Below are 15,691 nucleotides of genomic sequence, written 5' to 3'. Positions count from 1 at the left end.
GCGCTTGTAATCCTTGAACGGGCCCAGTTCCTTGGCCATTTCGGCCGAGGTGGCATAGGAAACGCCGGTCATGATGGCGGTGACGGCGCCGGCAATGGCGCGGCCGGCCTCGGAGTCATAGGGAATGCCCGAGGTCATCAGGAAGCCGCCGATATTGGCGTAGCCGATGCCCAGGGTCCGGTATTCGAACGAGCGCTCGGCAATGGCCTTGGACGGGAATTGCGCCATCATCACCGAGATTTCGAGCACGATGGTCCAGAGGCGGACGGTGTGTTCGTAAGCGGCGGTGTTGAACGAGCCATCGGCATTGCGATAGGGCAGCAGGTTGACCGAGGCCAGATTGCAGGCGGTGTCGTCGAGGAACATATATTCCGAGCAGGGGTTCGATGCATTGATCGGACCGGCTTCGGGCGAGGTGTGCCACTCGTTGATGGTGGTGTGATACTGGATGCCGGGATCGGCCGAGGCCCAGGCGGCATAGCCCACCTGTTCCCACAGATCGCGGGCCTTCAGCGTCTTGGTGACCTTGCCATCCTTGCGGGCCTTGAGGTCCCAATCGCCATCGCCTTCAACGGCGCGCAGGAAATCGTCAGTCACTCGGACCGAGTTATTCGAATTCTGGCCGGAGACGGTGAGATAGGCTTCGCTGTCCCAATCGGTGTCGTAGACCGGGAATTCAATATCGGTATAGCCCTGCTTGGCGAACTGGATGACGCGGTAGATGTAGTTCTCCGGCACCAGCGCTTTCTTGGCGGCGCGCACTTCGCGCTTGAGGGCGGGGTTCATCGCCACGTCGAAGCAATCGTCGCCGCTGCCTTCGCAGTTGACGGCGGCCTTCATGATGGCCTTGAGGTGCTTGGAAACGACCTTGGAGCCGGTCACGAGGGCGGCGACCTTCTGCTCCTCCTTGACCTTCCAGTTGATGTATTCTTCCACATCGGGGTGATCGATATCGAGCACCACCATCTTGGCGGCGCGGCGGGTGGTGCCACCCGACTTGATGGCGCCGGCAGCGCGGTCGCCGATCTTGAGGAAGCTCATCAGGCCCGATGATTTGCCGCCGCCCGAGAGGCGTTCGCCCGAGCCGCGCAGAGCCGAGAAATTGGTGCCGGTGCCCGAGCCGTATTTGAACAGGCGCGCCTCGCGGACCCAGAGGTCCATGATGCCGTTTTCGTTCACCAGGTCGTCATTGACCGACTGGATGAAGCAGGCATGGGGCTGCGGGTGCTCGTAGGAGCTCTTGGAGCTCACCAGCTTGTGGGTGAAGGGGTCGACATAGAAATGGCCCTGGCCGGGGCCATCAATGCCATAGGCCCAGAACAGGCCCGTGTTGAACCATTGCGGGCTGTTGGGGGCAACGCGCTGGCTGGCGAGCATATAGGCGAGTTCGTCAAAGAAGGTGCGGGCATCTTCCTCGCTGTCGAAATAGCCACCCTTCCAGCCCCAATAGGTCCAGGTGCCGGCCAGGCGGTCAAAGACCTGGCGGCTATCCATTTCCGAACCATAGCGCTCGGCTTCGGGGAGCTTGGCGAGCGCAGCTTCGTCGGGGACGGAGCGCCACAGCCAGGAGGGAACCGAATTCTCCTCGACCTTCTTGAGGACCTTGGCGACGCCGGCCTTGCGGAAATACTTCTGCGCAATGATATCGGCCGCGACCTGGCTCCAGGTCGAGGGAATGGCAATGTCTTCGAGCTTGAAGACGACCGAGCCGTCGGGGTTCCGAATCTCGCTCGTGGCCGAGCGGAATTCGATCGAATCGTAGCGATCCTGGTTGGCGGTCGTGAACCGACGTTCAATGCGCATAGTCGTCTAAATCCCCAATATGACAGGCACAAACGTGCCCGCAAGCCGAACCCCGGCTTCTCATCCAAATCTGTGTTGACGCTTCACCAACCGAGTCCGGTGGACGGGCTCGAATATTTTGCCTGTGCCTGGGCCCGGCGCCGGTCTTGTGCCAGCGCTCTTGTCCAGGACTTGCCCGGTGCAGGGAGCTGCATCGGACTGTCCAAAACATTCTTCCGATTCAGAGGGCGCGTCAATGTCACAAATCACAAGGGCTAGTGGTCGTGATGGCGAGCAAGACAACCACTAGTAGGGGTAATATGTGGATTGCGGGGACAAACTGCAAGGAAAATAGTGGGCTTGGCCGGCCCGTTTGAGCTTCTTGAAGAGCTGCATATGGCGCGGCAATACCGAGGGAGGAGTCAGCGCTAAAGCCACGGGATTCCTCAGGGATCGGGTCTTGGCCGAGAATGTTAAGTGGCCAGTAACCATGTCGGAGAAAGACAGAATCGGTCAGCTCAAAAGCTGTCAAGCGCAGAAATTTTGGCCAAAAGACGGCATCGTCGCCGTGGACACCAGCGCTGGTGGCTTCAGTCGATGGCGCGCATACCGCTACCCTGCCGGACAAAGACCCAGGCGGCGACCGGCACCATGACGAGGCCGGCCCAGCCATAGGCGGGAAGAATGCCCAGCCAGTTGGCGACAAAGCCGAAAAGCAGGGTGGCGGCAATGCCGGCAATGTTCTGGGCCATGATCAGCGCCGAGGTCGTGGTGGCGCGGCTGCGCCCATCCATGATGCGGTGGAATCGGGCCTCGGCCAGCACCGCCACGGGCGCGATGGCGACATAGGCCAGCTCCAGCAGCAGCACATACCAGGGATTGTTGCCAAGCGACGCCGCGACCAGCAATCCGCCGCCAAGCAGAGGCAGGACCCAGGCCAGCCAGGGCCGGCCCGAGAGGCGGTGCGCTGCGACGCTGGCATAGGCGTAGACCAGCTCCACCGCGGCGGCGAGCACGCCCCACAGCCAGATCGGCACGGCGACCGCGAGGTAGTAGAGCTGATCGAACTCCTCGAGCAGCTCGAAGGTGATCAGGCCCACCGACATATAGATGGTGACAAAGCGCAGATCGGCGTGGCGCCGGAACTCGCCGAACGCGTCGGCGAAGTGCGACAGGTAGGTCGCCGGCGTCTCGCCGTCCTCGGCCTGGCGGGTGCGGCGCCTGTCATGCAGCAGCAGCGCCAGACCGGCGCCGACGATAAGGGGCGGGATCGACAGCCAGGTGGTCCAATCCATGTTGAACTGGCCCACGAAGCCGCCGACCAGCGTCCCGGCGCCGATGCCCAGGCCCTCGGCGGCCGAGTCACGACCCAGGATCTTGTCGAACTCATCGCTTCGGCCGGCTTCGGCAAGGCGCTCATAGAGCAGCGCTTCGCGCGTGCCCGACTGCAGGGCCTGACCGGCGCTCCAGAACAGGAAACCGAGCCCATAGAGCCAGAAGCTGCCATTGGCCAAGCCCCAGCAGACAAAGGTCAGCGCCTTGAGCAGCGGCGCGGCCACCAGCAGCGCGCGGCGATCGAAATGATCGGAAAGGGCGCCCGACGGCATTTCGAGCACAATGGCCGACGCCGACCAGAAGGCCAGCAGGATGCCGATCTCGGCGACCGAAATGCCGCGCAGTTCGAACAGCGCCGTATAGATGGCATAGGCCAGCATGAAATCGAACAGGAAGACATAGGCGTAGTAGACGCCGAGGAACCGGCGCAGGCCGAGGGCAGGGCTTGCCATCACGTCTTGCCTCCCGCACGCGCCACGGCCCCAGCGTAGACCGCCGACAGGCGGGCTCGTTCCGCCGGATCGGACGACGTTTCGTTGCCATTGAAACGGGTGCCGTGCTCGGACATGAAATCGAGCAGGAAGGTCGCGACGTAGAAATCGAATACGCCATCCCGGGCCAGGCCGGCCCGCGCCAGCCAGGCGGTCACATAGTCCTGCGGACCACCCCAGGCGAGCATGGCGGCGGTCGTGAGGGCAGCAGGATAGCGCGGATCGCCATAACAGAGGTCGTCGATATCGACGATGCCCGATAGTTGGCCGGTCGGTGAGACGATGACGTTCTTGGTCGTGGTGTCGTGGAGGAAAGGTATCGGTTCCACGCGGGCAAGCGCCGCGGCGTGACCCGCAAGCAGGCGTTCCGCCTTGGCGACCGTGCTGGGTGGGAACAGACCGTTGGCGACGATGCGCTGGCGGGAGCGCTCGATGTGCGCCCGGACGACACCGGTCCAGGTCGCATGCGGCGCCAGAGCGGGGGTGGGAGCGTAGCCGAAGCCGTCGCCGCGAGAAGAGCGGGCCGTGGCCAACTGCGCATCCGCCACCGCTTCGGCGACATTGCGCAGGCTGGATGGTGCGAGGTCGTGGATCACGTCGCCGAGGTCAGCGCCGGGCAGGCGTGACATGACCACGTAGGGTAGGCCGTCCGCCATGCCATGAGCCAGAATCTCGGGCAGAGGGACAGCAAGCGGGCGCAGACGTTCCATCAATTCTCGACCGTCCGCGAGGGCCTTGGCCTGTTCCGGACGGCCCAGGCGCACCACGGCGAGTTCGTCGCCATGGGCAACTTCATAGACGAAGAAGGCCATGCCGGTGGTGAAGCGGCGGGCCGTCGCGTCCGGCCAGTTCAGCACCTCCCGGGCGATGGCAATGGCATGGCGCTCGGATGGCAGTGACGTCGGCATAGGCCCCTCCCAAGATGTGCCGAAAACCACTATCACAGCCGGCGGCAAGGGCTAGGCTCACGTCACCACCCATGTTACACCCGGCCAACTCGCATATTTCGACGGCGGAATCGACAATTGGCCAAATCCGGTATCAAGCAGTTCCTGACTGAAATCTTCTCCTGGTGGAGCGGCCAGACATGGGGAACACGCCTGTGGATCTGGCGCTTCGGCGACTATGTCGGCAGCGACGAATTCGGCAACAAATACTACCAGGACCGCAAAGCCGATCGGCGCTATGTGACCTATTACGGCGATGCCGATCCCTCCACGATCGGTACCGGCTGGCATGGCTGGATGCATTACCGCACCGACGTTGTACCAACACAGGCCGGCTACCAGACGCGCGCCTGGGAAAAGCCGCATGAGGCCAATCTGACGGGTACGGCTGCCGCATACCGCCCCGATGGCAGCCTGCTGAACAAGGGCGAGCGCCCGCGCGTTACCGGCGACTACGACGCCTGGTCGCCCGAATAGGGACGGCGCCTTGCGCCGCACCACTCCGCTTTCAGTCCTGATCAAGGCGCTGGTGCCATTCGTGGTCCTGGCGTTTTTTGGTCTGGCCGCGCCCGTACTGGCGCAGCCGATCGCCAACCCGGTCGCCACGTTTGCGGGGCTCGACAAGATCACCGGTCGCATCACCCGCTTCGATGTCTATATCGACGAGACAGTGCTGTTCGGGGCGCTCGAACTCACTCCGCGCGCCTGCTACAGCCGTCCCTCCACCGAAACCCAGCGCACCTCGGCGTTTCTGGAGGTGGACCAGCGCAGCCTGACTGGCGTATCCAAGCGCATCTTTACCGGCTGGATGTTCGCCGACAGTCCGGCGCTCAACGCCGTCGACCACGCGATCTATGATGTGTGGCTGGTCGAGTGCAGGACCAGCACCGACGTTCCGCCACCGGGTGAGCGCTAGGCTCTACGGCGCGATGATGACAATGGTTGTGGCGACTCTGTCGGGGTCCTCCTTCTTCAACCGTCCTTGACCTTGCAACGCCGCGGCTTGAGGCTGCGGGCAGGGTCGGAGGGTATTTATATGTTGCTCGAAGGAAAGACCGCCATGGTCTATGGCGGCAGCGGCGCGGTCGGCGGCGCCGTGGCCAGGGCATTCGCCCGTGAGGGAGCGAATGTGTTTCTGGCGGCGCGCAACCGCGCGGGGCTGGAGGGAGTTGCCGCAGATATTCGCGCAGCGGGTGGCCAGGCCGAGGTGACTCTCGTCGATGCCACCGATGCGGCTGCTGTAGAGGCGCATCTGGCGGCTATTGTCAGCAAGGCTGGTCCGGTCAAGCTGATGTTCAACGCTGTTTCGTGGGACGACACCCAGGGTGAACTCCTGACCGACATGCAGTTCGACCGCATGCTGGCGCCGGTTCGGACGTCGATGGCGACCTGGTTCCATACCGGAACGGCCGTTGCCCGGCATATGGGCGAGAATGGCGGGGGTGCCATCGTCGGTATCACCGCCAATGTGGCGCGCTGGCCGGTGGCGAATATCGGCGGCTTCGGCATTGCCTGCGCCGCCGTGGAGAACTACCTGCGGCAGCTTGGTATAGAAGAGGGACCCAATGGCGTTCGTGTCTGCTGGGTCCGCTCACCTGGCTCGCCCGACGCTCCGGGTGTCCGCGAGGCGTGGCAGCTGCGCGCCAACGAGCTGGGCGTGACCTTTGAGGAAATCGCGACTGAATTCGGCATGGGTACGCCGCTGCGCCGGGTCACAGCGCTGGCCCAGGTGGCCGATGCGGCTGTGCTGCTGGCCAGCGACCTAGCGGCCGGCATGACGGCCACCATGGCGAACGCCACCGGCGGCGCATTGGTCGACTAGCAATCCGCGTGACCATTCCGACGAGATCACCACAATTGGAGGCAGACGTGCTGACTTTGCCTGAAAACGTAACGCGGGCGGCGCAGGATTACGCCTATGTGAGCTTCACCGTGCGCATGGACGAGATGCAGAAGCCGGCCCAGGAGGGATTCCCGGCTGTGTTCGGCTTGCTCGCCGAGCAGAATATCGAGCCGGTGGGCGCGGCCTTCTACAATTACCGGCGCATCAACATGGCCGATACGCTCGAAGTGGAGGCCGGGGTGCCGGTGGCGCGAATGGGCGTGGCAAGCGACAGGGTCAAGTTTGGCACCTTGCCGGCCGGGCGGTTCGTTACCCTGCGCTGGCATGGCCATCCGGACAAGCTGGAGCCTGTCACCGGGATGCTGATCGGCTGGTTGCGGCAGAGCCAGCAGCTACTGGACGTGGAGGAGGGGCCCGATGGGGACCATTTCGCCTGCCGGCTGGAAATCTACGAGACTGATCCGGAGGAAGAACCGAACATGGACAAGTGGGTGACCGAACTAGCCTTCAAGCTCAAGGACTAGCGCCGGTCCCAGGCGGACCAGTCCCCCGGCAGCAGGAGCGCTTCGGCGAGGCGCTCCTCATACTCTTCGCGCGGGATTTCCACGCCGCCGAGCGAGGCGAGGTGCGGCGTCACGAACTGGGTGTCGAGCAGCACGAAGCCGCCCGCTTTCAGCCGTTCGATCAGATAGGCCATGGCCATCTTGCTGGCATTGGTCTTGCGGTGGAACATCGATTCCCCGAAGAAGGCCCCACCGATGGCTAGGCCATAGAGCCCACCGACGAGATCGGGGCCATCCCAGACCTCCACCGTATGCGCGACACCGCGCCGGAACAGCTCGCCATAGACCGTGCGGATGGTGCGGTTGATCCAGGTCGTGTCCCGGTCTTCACCCACCGTGGCGCAACCCTCGATGATTGCGTCGAAATCGGTATCGACCCTGACCACAAAGCCCGACTTGCGGATCGCCTTGCGCAGGCTGGTGGCGAGATGGAAGCCATCGAGCGGGATGATGCCGCGCATTTCAGGGCTGACCCAGAACAGGTCCTCGTCCTCGGCATCTTCGGACATGGGGAAGATGCCGGCGCGATAGGCGCGGATGATCAACTCGGGGGTGATCTCGATGTCGAAGGGGTTAGGACGGGACATTCCTGATCTCCTTCTTCCCTTCTCCCCTTGCGGGAGAAGGTGGCGCGCAGCGCCGGATGAGGGGTCAGCGACGGTGGAGGCAACCCCTCACCCGCCCTTCGGGCACCCTCTCCCGCAAGGGGAGAGGGGTAGACGTGGTCAGACCTTGTTCTCGGCCAGGTATTTTTCCAGCCAGTGGATGTCGTAATTCCCCGCCAGGATATCCGGCTCGCGGATCAGGCGCTGGAACAGCGGCAGCGTGGTCTTGATGCCGTCCACCACGAATTCGTCGATGGCGCGGCGCAGGCGCTGCAGGCATTCGTCGCGGGTGCGGCCATAGACGATGAGCTTGCCGATCAGCGAGTCGTAATAGGGCGGGATCTTGTAGCCCTGATAGACCGCCGAATCGACGCGCACGCCGACGCCACCAGCGGGGTGGTAGAAGGTGATGGTGCCGGGCGAAGGCGCGAAGGTCTGCGGGTCCTCGGCATTGATACGCACTTCGATGGCGTGGCCATAGAACTGCACCTGCTTCTGGGTCATCGAGAGTTTCTCGCCTGACGCCACCCTGATCTGCTCATAGACGATGTCGATGCCGGTGATGCGCTCGGTAACCGGGTGCTCGACCTGGAGGCGCGTGTTCATCTCGATGAAGTAGAATTCCCCATTCTCGTAGAGGAACTCGATCGTACCCGCGCCGGCATACTTGAGCTTGCGCATGGCCACGGCGCAGATCTCGCCGATCTCGTCACGCTCTTTCGGCAGGATCGTCGGGCCGCCGGCCTCTTCCCAGACCTTCTGGTGGCGGCGCTGCAGCGAGCAGTCGCGCACGCCGAGATGCACGGCATTGCCCTGGCCGTCGCCCAGCACCTGCACCTCGATATGGCGCGGCTTGCCGAGATACTTTTCCATATAGACCGAGTCATTGCCGAAGGCGGCCTTGGCTTCGGTGCGGGCGGTCGACCAGGCTTCGAGAACGTCCTTTTCGGTCTTGGCGACCTTCATGCCGCGGCCACCGCCACCGGCGGTTGCCTTGATCAGCACCGGATAGCCGATTTCCTTGGCGGTCCGCAGGGCTTCCTCGTCGCTTTCGACAGCGCCGGCCGAGCCGGGCACCACGGGAATGCCCAGTTCCACGGCCGTCTTCTTGGCCGTGATCTTGTCGCCCATAATCTCGATATGGTGCGCCGAGGGACCGATGAAGGTGACCTTGTGCTCGCCCAGGATCTTGGCGAAGCGGGCGTTTTCACTGAGGAAACCGTAACCGGGATGCACCGCATCGGCGCCGGTGATCTCGCAGGCGGCCAGGATCGATGGGATATTGAGATAGCTGTCCTTGGCCGCAGGCGGCCCGATGCAGACGCTTTCGTCGGCCAGGCGCACATGCATGGCATTGGCGTCGGCGGTGGAATGCACCGCCACGGTCTGGATGCCGAGCTCCTTGCAGGCGCGCAGGATGCGCAGGGCGATTTCGCCGCGATTGGCGATGAGGACCTTCTGGAACATGGGGTCCCCCTACTCGATGACGACGAGCGGCTCGCCGTATTCCACCGGCTGTGCATCCTGGACGAGAATGCGCGTGACGGTGCCCGAGCGGTGCGCCGGGATCTGGTTCATGGTCTTCATCGCTTCGATGATGAGCAGGGTCTGCCCCTCGGTCACCTTGGCGCCGACATCGATGAAGGCGGGCTTGCCCGGTTCGGGCGAACGATAGGCGGTGCCAACCATGGGGGAGGTGAGGGTGCCTGGGTTTGACGCAAGGTCTTCCGCTGCGGCTGGCACTGCGGCAGGCACGGAGCCGGCCGGCGCGATCGAGGTGGGAGCGGCCTGCGGCGGCGCCTGCAGATAGTGCGGCGGGGCAGCGTAGGTCACGCCCTCATTGGCATAGGAGCGGGTAACGCGGACCCGGAAGTCCTCCTGCTCGATCTCGATTTCAGCGAGATTTTCCTTGTTGAGCAGCTCGGCAATGGCCCGGATCAGATCCTGATCCACCTGCGATGACTTGGTCATTCTTGTCGGTCTCCCGCGCTAGTCGCGTTGATCGTTATTTTAATTTTTCGGCGAGCGCTGTGAGCGCCAGTCTATACCCGGTGACGCCAAAGCCGCAAATGACGCCGAACGCGACGGCCGACACATAGGAGTGGTGCCGGAAGGCTTCGCGCTGGTGGATATTGGAAATATGCACTTCGGCAACCGGCAGCCCGACACCCTTGAGCGCGTCATGGATGGCGACCGACGTGTGCGAATAGCCGGCCGGATTGATGAGGATGGCATCGGCAGTCTGACGCGCCTCGTGAATCCAGGTGATGAGTTCGCCTTCGTGATTGGACTGGCGAAAATCGACAGCCAGCCCAAGCTCATCGCCCGTCCGCTGGCACAGAATCTCGACGTCCTTGAGCGTTGCCGCCCCATAGATATCGGGCTCGCGGGTGCCGAGCAGGTTAAGGTTCGGGCCGTTGAGGACGAGAACGCGTTTTGCCATGATTTTTGCCTTTTGCACCGGCACTTCCGGCCGGCGCAAGCCCGGTTATACGAATTGCACCGAAAAGGCAAAAAACGCGGCGAAAGTGGGGCTTAGCCCTCGCATTTGGTCTCGCCGCAGGCCCGCATATTGGCGATGCGCGCGCGCAGCTCATCAATGCCGATGGCGCCGGGAATGATCTCGTTGCCGATGATGTAGGTTGGCGTGCCGGTGATGTTGAGCGCCTTGGCGATCTCGTAGGAGGTCTGGATCGTCTGCGAAACAGCCTCGGTGCCCATGTCGAGTTCGAGCGATACGGGCGACAGGCCCAGATCGGCCGCGGCGGCCAGGGCCACCTGCTTGTCCACCTGGCCGCGACTGGTGAAGAGTGCCTCGTGGAAGCTCCAGTAGTCGACATCGGCGTCGCCGACCAGCACCGCGACCCGCGCGGCGTCGATGGATTCGTTGGACAGGATCGGGAATTCCTTGAGCACGACGCGCAGGTTCGGGTCTTCAGCGAGCAGGGCCGCCATGTCGGGCAGGGCGGCGCGGCAATAGCCGCAATTGTAGTCGAAGAATTCAACCAGGGTGACGTCGCCCTCAGGGTTGCCCAGCACGACCTGGCCCGGATCGTTGAAGATCGCCTCCTGCATAGAAGCGATGGCGCCGGTCGCCTGGGCGCGCTCCTCGGCCTGCAAGGTGGTGTCGAGCGCCACCGACATGCGTTGCAGGATTTTGGGGTCTCCCATCAGATAGGATTCGATCAGCGGATTGAGCGTCGCCGGATCGATCGCCGCCACGTCCTGCGGCGCCGCCTGCGCGGCGGGGCGCGCGCCATCATAGGCTGCGATCGCCTCATCGATCAGGACCTGCACAGCCGCCGTGTCGGTCTGCACCGCCGGCTTGCTAACCACGGAATAGCCCAAGGCCCCAGCCAGGATGCCCACCAGGGCGACAAGGACAAGAGTGACGCGCGACATGACCTTAGGCTCCCCAATTCGGCAATCGGCCTGCTTCTAGCAGACGCGGGGCGATTTTGGCAGCCGGGAGTGAACGGCGCCCTGACATGGCCATCAATTGTTGTTGAGAGGGGCGGCTGAACCGGATAGGCGGGGAGGCCAGCAAGGAACTGCCATGACCGAACAGCCCGCCGATGGCCTGATGCCTTTCCACGCCATGGAAATCCTCAAGCGCGCCAAGGTTATCGAGGCCAGCGGGCGCAGCGTGTGCCACCTGGAAGTGGGCGAGCCCGGCGCCCCGCCAGCACCCCGAGTGATCGAGGCCGTGGCCAAGGCCCTGCCGCTGGCCCAGGGCTATACCAACGCCAAGGGCCTGACCGAACTGCGCGAGGGACTGGCGAATTATTATGCCAACCAGCACGCGGTCGCCGTCGAACCCGAATCGATGCTCTGCACCATGGGGTCCTCAGCCGCCTTCATCATTGCCTTTCACGCGGCCTTTCGGCCCGGAGCGCGCATCGCCATCACCCGGCCGGGCTATCCGGCCTATGTCAATACGCTGCTCGGCCTGGGCTTCGGCATCGCCGAAATTCCGCTCGACGCCGCCAATGGCTGGAAGCTGACCGGTGCCGATATCGCGGCTGCCTACGCCGATACCCCCTTCGAGGGCCTGCTCTTTGCAAGCCCGGCCAACCCGACCGGTGCGGCGGTGGACCGTGAGGGACTGGCCGACATCGTCACCACCTGCCAGCGCCTCGGCGTCCGGCTGATCTCGGACGAAATCTACCACGGGCTCGACTATCGCGGCCCCTCGGTGAGCGCGCTCGAGCTGACCCGGGATGCCATCATCATCAACAGTTTCTCGAAATACTATTGCATGACCGGCTGGCGCATCGGCTGGATGGTGTTGCCGGATGATCTGGTCCGGCGTGGAGAGATCCTGCAGCAGAACCTCTTCATTTCCGCCCCGACGCTGAGCCAGATTGCCGCGACGGTGGCCCTTGGGGAGCGAGACTATGCCGAACAGCAAAAGGCGGGCTATGCGGTCAACCGGCAGTTGCTGAATGACGGACTGCACGCTCTGGGCTTCGACATCGGCAGCCCCTCGGATGGGGCGTTCTACGCCTATGCGGGGATCAGTCGCTTCTCCAACGATTCCATGAGCTTTTGCGAGACGCTGCTGGATGAGGCCGGCGTAGCGGCGACACCGGGCATCGATTTCGACAGGGCCGGCGGCAACCGCTATGTGCGCTTCTCCTACGCAGGGACACACCAGAATATCGAGATGGCGATCGAGCGCATGGGGCGCTTCCTGCGCCGGAGTGGCTAAAAGGAGGCGGGCACGGCCGGTAGGCCGTTCTTAAGGCCTCTGCGCTATGCTTTGCGAGCGCTGGTAGGATTGGGAGGTCCGCACCGTGCATACACAAGCGGGCGATCCGAGCGTCCTTGCCCATTGCGCCGCCATCGTCCTGGCCAAGGATGAACGGGATTGCGCGGCGCTTATGCGGCTCGCCGAAAAACTCCGCTTTGGCGCAGTCGTTGCCCATTCGCCCGCCCTTGGCCACGACCGCTTCGACCACCGGCTGGTGTTTTTTCTCGTCCATTTCGACTTTGAGCCGGAGGCCAAGCGGAAGCTGCTGTTCGATCTGCGCCATGCGGGTTCAGTCAGCCTCTGCTTTGCGCCTGTGGTGCTGTTCCTGCGCGCCGGTTCCTCCGAGGAGATCCAGGCGCATATCGAAATGGGATTCGATGACGTCATCAGCGTACCCCAGGACGGGCGTGTCATGGCCACCAGGCTGGCCGCGCAGATCGGGCAGGAACACCTCTATATCGAGACCCGAAACTACCTTGGCCCCGACCAGCGCCGCATGGATCAACCCGGTCGCACCCAGCCGGAACGGAAGCGCGGGGAAAAACATGCTCGGCTGACCATCATGCGTACACCGGAAACCGGCGTGCAGATCGTACGCCGGCAGATTGTGGCCGAGGTCCGATAGCCGGTCCGCGAAAAGAAAAGGCGGCCCGTGGGCCGCCTTGATTGTCTGGGTCGCTGCTACACGACCTTGCCGGCAGCCTCTAGCCGAGGCCGAGGCGGCGCTGCCACCAGCCGCCCTTTTTCTTCGGCTCTGCCTGCTCACCTTCGGCCTCAGCCTTAGGAGCACCGCTAGAGGACACCACGATGCCCTCCGCCGGCAGTTCCTTCCTGGCGCGGCGTGGCTTGGCTGCCTCTGCGGGAGCCTCGGGCGCCGCAGCGGGTGCCGGAGCCTCTTCGACAACCGAGGCGGCCGGTGCAGCCTCGGCGGTTTCAGCCTTGGGCTTGCGCGCGCGCGGCTTGCGCTTGGGCTTTTCGTCCTCGACCGGCGCTTCGTCCTCAACCGGCACCGCTTCGACCGGAGCGGCGTCAATAGGCGCGGACTCAGCGGTCTCTTCGACCTTCTTGCGACGCGAACGCCTGGGCTTTTCCGCCGGAGCGGGCGCGGCAGCAGCCGGTTCGGCGGTCGCGATTTCGTCCTGCACCGGCAGGCTCTCGGCAGCGGTCTCGACCTCGGTTGCGCTCAGTCCGTCTTCGCCCGCGGGCGAAGAGGCCCTCTCGATACCGTCCTCGCCATCGCGACGATTGCGGCGGCCACCACGACGGCCGCGACGGCGGCGCTTGCGTGGCTCGTCGTCGGACCCGGCGTCGCTGGATGGACGCGCGGCATTTTCGTCGTCGTCGCCTTCGTCACTATCCTCGCCGGCTTCAGCCTCGACGCGCGGCGCCTGTGCGGCACGCTGTTGCTGCGGCGGACGCTGGCCATTGTCCTCGCGGTCGGCGCCACCACGGCGGCGGCGACGGCGACGGCGACGCCCCTCACCTTCACCGCCTTCCGCAGTTGCGGTGGCGGCAGCGGGGCTCTCTTCGGCCTCCTCATCTTCGACTTCGTCGACGATTTCGTCATCGGCGTCATCTTCGATCACTGCACTATCGACGCGCACATGCTCGGTCACACGGGTATCGGCATAAGCCATGACCCGGGCCTCGCCCTTTTCGATGGCGAACTGGTGACCGGTCATCTTGCCGTCAGCAGTGATGGTGATCGACAGCTGGTTGCGGATTTCCAGCGCAATCAGCGTCTCGCGCTTGAAATTGAGGATGTAGAGCGCGACCTCGACCGGCACGCGGACATTGATCGACTGCCCCTGGCGGCGCAGCACATGGTCTTCGATGTGGCGCATGATCATCAGCGCCAGCGACTCGACCGAGCGCACCAGACCGGTACCGTCGCATATCGGGCACTTGTGGGTGGAGCTTTCGACCACGCCGAAGCGGATGCGCTGGCGGCTCATTTCCATGAGGCCGAAGTGGGAGATGCGGCCGACCTGGATGCGGGCGCGGTCGTCCTTGAGGCAATCCTTGAGCTTGCGCTCGACGGCCCGGTTGGAGCGGTTCTCCATCATGTCGATGAAGTCGATGACGATGAGACCGGCCAGATCGCGCAGGCGCAGCTGGCGGGCGACTTCATCGGCGGCTTCCAGATTGGTCTGGAGCGCGGTGTCCTCGATATTGTGCTCCTTGGTGGAGCGGCCCGAATTGACGTCGATGGAAACGAGCGCTTCGGTCGGGTTGATGACGATATAGCCGCCCGAGGGCAGGGTGACCGTCGGCGAGAACATCGAATCGAGCTGGGCTTCGATGCCATACTTGGAGAAGAGCGGCTGATCTTCCTTGTAGAGCTGCACGTTCTTGGCGTGGCTCGGCATGATCATGCGCATGAAGTCCTTGGCTTCGCGGTAGGCGTCGTCGCCCGCCACGAACACTTCATCGATGTCCTTGTTGTAAAGGTCGCGAATGGTCCGCTTGATCAGCGAGCCTTCCTCATAGACCAGGCATGGCGCCTGGCTCTTGAGCGTGAGTTCGCGCACGCTTTCCCACAGGCGCATCAGATATTCGAAGTCGCGCTTGACCTCGGCCTTGGTGCGCGCGGCGCCGGCCGTGCGCAGAATGACGCCCATGCCCTGCGGCACCTCGAGATCGGACGTGATCTCCTTGAGGCGCTTGCGGTCGGCGGCGTTGGTGATCTTGCGCGAAATGCCGCCGCCTCGGGCGGTATTGGGCATCAGCACGGAATAGCGGCCAGCCAGCGACAGGTAGGTGGTCAGCGCCGCACCCTTGTTGCCGCGTTCTTCCTTGACCACCTGCACCAGCATGACCTGGCGGCGCTTGATGACTTCCTGGATCTTGTAGTGGCGGCGATTGTTGCTGGACCGGCGACGCTCCGGCAGTTCCTCGAGCGCATCGGCGCCGCCGATCGACTCGATCGGTTCGGAATTGGCTGGGGCCTGCTCGATATGGCTGGCGTCCTCGACGTCCTGCGGGTCCGCCTCGGCGTCAGGCTCGGTCACGCCCTCGGGCAGCGAGATGTTCTCTTCGACTTCGTCGTGATGATCGTCCTCGGCCTCTTCATCGCGCAGCAGGGCTTCGCGGTCGGCAATCGGGATCTGGTAATAGTCGGGGTGGATTTCGCTGAAAGCCAGGAAGCCGTGGCGATTGCCGCCATACTCGACAAACGCTGCCTGCAGGGACGGCTCAACGCGCGTGACCTTGGCGAGGTAGATATTGCCCCGCAACTGGCGGCGGGTCGCCGATTCGAAGTCGAACTCGTCGAGCCTGTTACCCGATGTGACGACAATCCGTGTTTCTTCCGGGTGGATGGCATCCACCAGCATTCTCTTGGTAGCCATAATGAACTCCGCGCGCTCGCGC

General features: G+C 63.8%; 14 protein-coding genes and 1 pseudogene. 6 read left to right on the top strand and 9 right to left on the bottom strand.

Annotated elements, in window-relative coordinates; genetic code table 11:
* The 3 genes and pseudogenes from V6M52_RS15795 to V6M52_RS15785 all read right to left on the bottom strand — a co-directional run.
* Nucleotides 1–1,803: pseudogene (locus V6M52_RS15795) on the bottom strand (vitamin B12-dependent ribonucleotide reductase); the annotation flags it as partial.
* Nucleotides 1,804–2,372: 569 nt separating this feature from the next.
* A complete protein-coding gene (locus tag V6M52_RS15790) occupies nt 2,373–3,569 on the bottom strand; it encodes an MFS transporter (protein ID WP_332701701.1) in 1,197 nt (398 codons plus the stop codon).
* Nucleotides 3,569–4,516, bottom strand: a complete 948-nt coding sequence (locus V6M52_RS15785; RefSeq protein ID WP_332687752.1) for a phosphotransferase family protein — start codon at nt 4,514–4,516, stop codon at nt 3,569–3,571. The genes V6M52_RS15790 and V6M52_RS15785 overlap by 1 nt, the downstream gene beginning before the upstream one ends.
* 132 nt (nt 4,517–4,648) lie before the next feature.
* Between V6M52_RS15785 and V6M52_RS15780 the strand changes: the two genes are divergently transcribed.
* From V6M52_RS15780 to V6M52_RS15765, 4 genes are all read left to right on the top strand, one after another.
* The gene (locus tag V6M52_RS15780) at nt 4,649–5,032 is read left to right on the top strand and encodes an NADH:ubiquinone oxidoreductase subunit NDUFA12 (protein ID WP_332687755.1); all 384 of its coding nucleotides are present in this window, start codon (nt 4,649–4,651) and stop codon (nt 5,030–5,032) included.
* Nucleotides 5,033–5,042: 10 nt separating this feature from the next.
* Nucleotides 5,043–5,471, top strand: coding sequence for a DUF2155 domain-containing protein (locus V6M52_RS15775; RefSeq protein WP_442881875.1), 429 nt, complete (start codon nt 5,043–5,045; stop codon nt 5,469–5,471).
* Nucleotides 5,472–5,591: 120 nt separating this feature from the next.
* Nucleotides 5,592–6,377, top strand: coding sequence for an SDR family NAD(P)-dependent oxidoreductase (locus V6M52_RS15770; protein ID WP_332687753.1), 786 nt, complete (start codon nt 5,592–5,594; stop codon nt 6,375–6,377).
* Between the two features lie 47 nt (nt 6,378–6,424).
* Complete coding sequence (locus V6M52_RS15765) at nt 6,425–6,922, top strand: GyrI-like domain-containing protein (protein ID WP_332701699.1); 498 nt, start codon at nt 6,425–6,427, stop codon at nt 6,920–6,922.
* Here the strand turns inward: V6M52_RS15765 and aat are convergent.
* From aat to V6M52_RS15740, 5 genes are all read right to left on the bottom strand, one after another.
* On the bottom strand, nt 6,919–7,548 hold the full coding sequence (gene aat / locus V6M52_RS15760) for a leucyl/phenylalanyl-tRNA--protein transferase (RefSeq protein WP_332701697.1): 630 nt from the start codon (nt 7,546–7,548) through the stop codon (nt 6,919–6,921). The two genes, V6M52_RS15765 and aat, sit on opposite strands and share 4 nt — an antisense overlap.
* 138 nt (nt 7,549–7,686) lie before the next feature.
* A complete protein-coding gene (gene accC, locus V6M52_RS15755) occupies nt 7,687–9,033 on the bottom strand; it encodes an acetyl-CoA carboxylase biotin carboxylase subunit (RefSeq protein WP_332692608.1) in 1,347 nt (448 codons plus the stop codon).
* A 9-nt stretch (nt 9,034–9,042) separates the two neighbouring features.
* Nucleotides 9,043–9,537 (bottom strand): acetyl-CoA carboxylase biotin carboxyl carrier protein, encoded by a 495-nt coding sequence (gene accB, locus V6M52_RS15750; protein WP_332701695.1) that lies wholly within the window; start codon nt 9,535–9,537, stop codon nt 9,043–9,045.
* 34 nt (nt 9,538–9,571) lie between these two features.
* Nucleotides 9,572–10,009: a type II 3-dehydroquinate dehydratase gene (aroQ, locus tag V6M52_RS15745; protein ID WP_332692602.1), complete on the bottom strand. Its 438-nt coding sequence runs from the start codon at nt 10,007–10,009 to the stop codon at nt 9,572–9,574.
* 92 nt (nt 10,010–10,101) lie between these two features.
* Nucleotides 10,102–10,968, bottom strand: coding sequence for a DsbA family protein (locus V6M52_RS15740; RefSeq protein ID WP_332701693.1), 867 nt, complete (start codon nt 10,966–10,968; stop codon nt 10,102–10,104).
* Nucleotides 10,969–11,122: 154 nt separating this feature from the next.
* Here V6M52_RS15740 and V6M52_RS15735 point away from each other — a divergent pair, with 154 nt between their 5' ends.
* Both V6M52_RS15735 and V6M52_RS15730 read left to right on the top strand, forming a co-directional pair.
* Nucleotides 11,123–12,277 (top strand): pyridoxal phosphate-dependent aminotransferase, encoded by a 1,155-nt coding sequence (locus V6M52_RS15735; RefSeq protein WP_332701692.1) that lies wholly within the window; start codon nt 11,123–11,125, stop codon nt 12,275–12,277.
* An 85-nt stretch (nt 12,278–12,362) separates the two neighbouring features.
* On the top strand, nt 12,363–12,944 hold the full coding sequence (locus tag V6M52_RS15730) for a hypothetical protein (protein WP_332693446.1): 582 nt from the start codon (nt 12,363–12,365) through the stop codon (nt 12,942–12,944).
* Between the two features lie 79 nt (nt 12,945–13,023).
* On the opposite strand, the gene V6M52_RS15725 is transcribed toward V6M52_RS15730, so the two are convergent.
* On the bottom strand, nt 13,024–15,669 hold the full coding sequence (locus V6M52_RS15725; protein WP_332701691.1) for an Rne/Rng family ribonuclease: 2,646 nt from the start codon (nt 15,667–15,669) through the stop codon (nt 13,024–13,026).
* Nucleotides 15,670–15,691: the final 22 nt, after the last annotated feature.

Origin of the sequence: Devosia sp., from assembly GCF_036676215.1 — a bacterium.
Lineage (GTDB): Bacteria > Pseudomonadota > Alphaproteobacteria > Rhizobiales > Devosiaceae > Devosia.
The sequence above is the reverse complement of the archived record's forward strand: the minus strand, read 5'-3'. Positions and strand labels throughout refer to the sequence as shown.

Excerpts from the sequence above, each read along its gene's own strand:
- V6M52_RS15790 (WP_332701701.1), bottom strand. The coding sequence starts at position 3,569 with ATGGCAAGCCCTGCCCTCGGCCTGCGCCGGTTCCTCGGCGTCTACTAC.
- V6M52_RS15785 (WP_332687752.1), bottom strand. The coding sequence starts at position 4,516 with ATGCCGACGTCACTGCCATCCGAGCGCCATGCCATTGCCATCGCCCGG.
- V6M52_RS15770 (WP_332687753.1), top strand. The coding sequence starts at position 5,592 with ATGTTGCTCGAAGGAAAGACCGCCATGGTCTATGGCGGCAGCGGCGCG.
- aat (WP_332701697.1), bottom strand. The coding sequence starts at position 7,548 with ATGTCCCGTCCTAACCCCTTCGACATCGAGATCACCCCCGAGTTGATC.
- accC (WP_332692608.1), bottom strand. The coding sequence starts at position 9,033 with ATGTTCCAGAAGGTCCTCATCGCCAATCGCGGCGAAATCGCCCTGCGC.
- accB (WP_332701695.1), bottom strand. The coding sequence starts at position 9,537 with ATGACCAAGTCATCGCAGGTGGATCAGGATCTGATCCGGGCCATTGCC.
- aroQ (WP_332692602.1), bottom strand. The coding sequence starts at position 10,009 with ATGGCAAAACGCGTTCTCGTCCTCAACGGCCCGAACCTTAACCTGCTC.
- V6M52_RS15740 (WP_332701693.1), bottom strand. The coding sequence starts at position 10,968 with ATGTCGCGCGTCACTCTTGTCCTTGTCGCCCTGGTGGGCATCCTGGCT.
- V6M52_RS15735 (WP_332701692.1), top strand. The coding sequence starts at position 11,123 with ATGACCGAACAGCCCGCCGATGGCCTGATGCCTTTCCACGCCATGGAA.
- V6M52_RS15725 (WP_332701691.1), bottom strand. The coding sequence starts at position 15,669 with ATGGCTACCAAGAGAATGCTGGTGGATGCCATCCACCCGGAAGAAACA.